Origin of the sequence: Geomonas sp. (genome assembly GCF_035254065.1) — a bacterium.
Lineage (GTDB): Bacteria > Desulfobacterota > Desulfuromonadia > Geobacterales > Geobacteraceae > Geomonas.
This window is the reverse complement of sequence record NZ_DATFBA010000176.1, coordinates 1-3,379: the sequence shown is the minus strand read 5'-3', so window position 1 is coordinate 3,379 and position 3,379 is coordinate 1. Positions and strand designations below refer to the sequence as shown.

1 protein-coding gene and 1 pseudogene are annotated in these 3,379 nt (G+C 62.4%); both read right to left on the bottom strand.

The window, feature by feature from the left end; genetic code table 11:
* A pseudogene (locus VJ604_RS08645) lies at nucleotides 1-163 on the bottom strand (transcription elongation factor GreA); the annotation flags it as partial.
* 120 nt (nucleotides 164-283) lie between these two features.
* Nucleotides 284-3,379, bottom strand: a 3,096-nt coding sequence (gene carB / locus VJ604_RS08640) for a carbamoyl-phosphate synthase large subunit (RefSeq protein WP_324081606.1), incomplete at its 5' end; no start/stop codon positions are given.

The following is a 3,379-nucleotide window of genomic DNA, read 5'->3' as shown; positions in this document are numbered from 1 at the left end:
GGTTCTTGGCAGCGTCGTACTCGGCGTTCTCGGAAAGGTCGCCGTGCGACCTCGCCTCCGCGATATCCTGGATGACTTTCGGGCGCTCTTCCTTGATGAGCCGCCGGAGGTCTTCCTGGAGGGCCTCGTAGCTCTCCTTGGTCAATGGAACTGTCTGGGACATCTTTTCTTACTCCTTGATGAACTCACAGGGGGGCCCGAAAGCCCCCCTTCTCGGCAGAATGGATTGTAAAAACACAATGTAAAGGGGGAACGTAATGTTCACGCTCCCCCGTTAAGCCAGCTATTTCAGATAGTCCTGAATCGACTTCACTTCCAGCTTCGACTGCGAGGTAGCTATGATGCCGTCCACCACAGCCCGTGCTCCCGAGGCGGTGGTATAGTAGGCGATGTTATTGATCAAAGTGCTTCTGCGGATCGAGAAGGAATCTGCTACGGCCTGTGCGCCGTGGGTGGTGTTGATCACCATGCAGATCTCGTTGTTCTTGATCGCGTCGACGATGTGCGGCCGACCTTCGAGCACCTTGTTAATCATCTGAACGGGCACCCCTTTTTCCTGCAAGTAGCTGGCGGTGCCGCGCGTAGCAACCAGTTCGAAGCCCTGATCATACAGTCTTTTGGCAACAGAGACAATATGTTTTTTGTCGGAATCCTTCACGCTGATGAACACTTTGCCGGTCACCGGGAGCTTCACGCCGGCCCCGGATTGGGCTCTCGCGTAGGCCTCGGGGAAGGTCTTGCCGATCCCCATCACCTCGCCGGTGGACTTCATCTCCGGTCCCAGGATGGTGTCGACGCCGGGGAACTTGGCGAAGGGGAAGACCGACTCTTTCACCGAGATGTGCTCGGGGACGATCTCCTCGGTGACGCCCAGTTCGGTGAGCGTCTTGCCGGCCATTACCCGGGCAGCGATCTTGGCGAGCGGCCTGCCGGTCGCCTTGGAGACGAAGGGAGAGGTGCGGGATGCGCGGGGGTTGACCTCGATGATGTAGATGTCGTTCCCTTTGACGGCGTACTGCACGTTCATAAGCCCTTTCACGCCGAGCTCCAGCGCCATGACCTTGGTCTGGCGCCTGATCTCGTCCACGATCTCCGGCGATATGGAGTACGGGGGAAGCGAGCAGGCCGAGTCGCCGGAGTGGATGCCGGCTTCTTCGATATGTTCCATTATGCCGCCGATGACCGCGACATTGCCATCGCAAAGTGCGTCCACGTCGATCTCGATCGCCTCGTCCAGGAACTTGTCGATCAGGATCGGGTGCTCAGGGGAGGCCTGCACGGCGGTGTGCATGTAGCGGCGCAGGTTATCGACGTCGTAGACGATCTCCATGGCGCGACCGCCCAGGACGTAGGAGGGACGGACCACCACCGGGTAGCCTATCCGCTCGGCCACCGCTTCGGCCTCCTCGAAGGAGCGGGCTGTGCCGTTTTCCGGCTGGCGCAGGTTGAGCTTCTGCAGCATCTCCTGGAAGCGCTCGCGGTCCTCGGCGCGGTCGATGGCGTCCGGGGAGGTGCCGATGATGGGCACGCCGGCCTTCTCCAGGGCCACCGCCAGCTTCAGCGGGGTCTGGCCGCCAAACTGCACGATCACCCCGTTCGGCTTCTCCACGTCCACGATGTTCAGCACATCTTCCAGGGTGAGCGGCTCGAAGTAGAGGCGGTCGGAGGTGTCGTAGTCGGTGGAAACGGTCTCCGGGTTGCAGTTGACCATGATGGTCTCGTAGCCGTCCTCGGCGAGTGCGAACACGCCATGTACGCAGCAGTAGTCGAACTCGATCCCCTGCCCGATCCGGTTGGGTCCGCCGCCCAGGATGATGATCTTCTTGCGGTCGGTCGGTTCGGCCTCGCACTCCTCCTCGTAGGTCGAGTAGAGGTACGGGGTGTGGGCGACGAACTCGGCGCCGCAGGTATCGACCCGCTTGTAGACCGGCTTCACGTTCACCGAGAGGCGCAGGGCGCGCACGTCGGCCTCCGGGATCCCCCAGAGCAGACCGAGGTACTTGTCCGAGAAACCGTAGCGCTTGGCCTCCCAGAGGAGATCGCGCAGGTGGTCGTGGGACTCGGCCTTGATGGCCACGTTCTTCAGCTCTTCTTCCTTCTCGATGATCTGGCGGATGTTGTGCAGGAACCAGGGGTCGATGCCGGTCAGCTTGTAGATCTCGTCCACGCCCATGCCGCAGCGGAAAGCGTCGCCCAGGTACCAGATGCGGTCGCAGTTGGGGGTGGTCAGTTTCTCGATCAGCTTGCCGCGCTCCTTGTCGGTGATGCCGCGGCGGGTATCGCCGCACACGCCGAAGAAGCGGGATTCGAAGCCGCTGGAGCCGATCTCCAGCGAGCGGAGCGCCTTCTGGAAGGATTCCTTGAAGGTCCTGCCGATGGACATCACCTCGCCCACCGATTTCATCTGGGTGGTGAGGGTGGCGTCGGCGGCCGGGAATTTCTCGAAGGTGAAGCGCGGGACCTTGGTGACCACGTAGTCGATGGTCGGCTCGAAGCAGGCCGGGGTCTCGCGGGTGATGTCGTTGGTGATCTCGTCCAGCGTATAGCCGACCGCCAGCTTGGCCGCGATCTTTGCGATCGGGAAGCCGGTTGCCTTGGAGGCGAGTGCCGAGGAACGGGAAACGCGCGGGTTCATCTCGATGACCACCAGGCGGCCGTTCTTCGGGTTGACGCCGAACTGGATGTTGGAGCCGCCGGTGTCGACGCCGATCTCGCGGATGATCTTCAGGGAGGCGTCGCGCAGGATCTGGTATTCCTTGTCGGTCAGCGTCTGGGCGGGCGCCACGGTGATGGAGTCGCCGGTGTGGACACCCATCGGGTCGAGGTTTTCGATGGAGCAGATGATAACCACGTTGTCGGCGGTATCCCTCATCACCTCCAGCTCGTACTCCTTCCAGCCGATCAGCGATTCCTCGACCAGGATCTCGTCGGTCGGGGAGGCGTCGATGCCCGCCATGGACATCCGCTCGTACTCTTCCTGGTTGTAGGCGATGCCGCCGCCGGTGCCGCCCAGGGTGAAGGAGGGGCGGATGATGGCCGGGAAGCCGACGTGCTTGATGACCTCCATCGCCTCCTGGCGATTGTGGGCGAGGCCGGAGCGCGGGATGTCGAGGCCGATGCGGACCATGGCCTCCTTGAAGAGGGTGCGGTCCTCAGCCTTCTTGATGGCGGGGAGCTTGGCGCCGATCAGCTCGACCCCGAACTTTTCGAGGGTGCCGTTCTCGGCCACGGCTACCGCGGTGTTCAGCGCAGTCTGGCCGCCCAGGGTCGGCAGCACCGCGTCCGGGCGCTCCTTCTCGATGATGGCTGCCAGGATCTCCGGAGTGACCGGCTCGATATAGGTGGCATCGGCGAAGTCGGGGTCGGTCATGATGGTGGC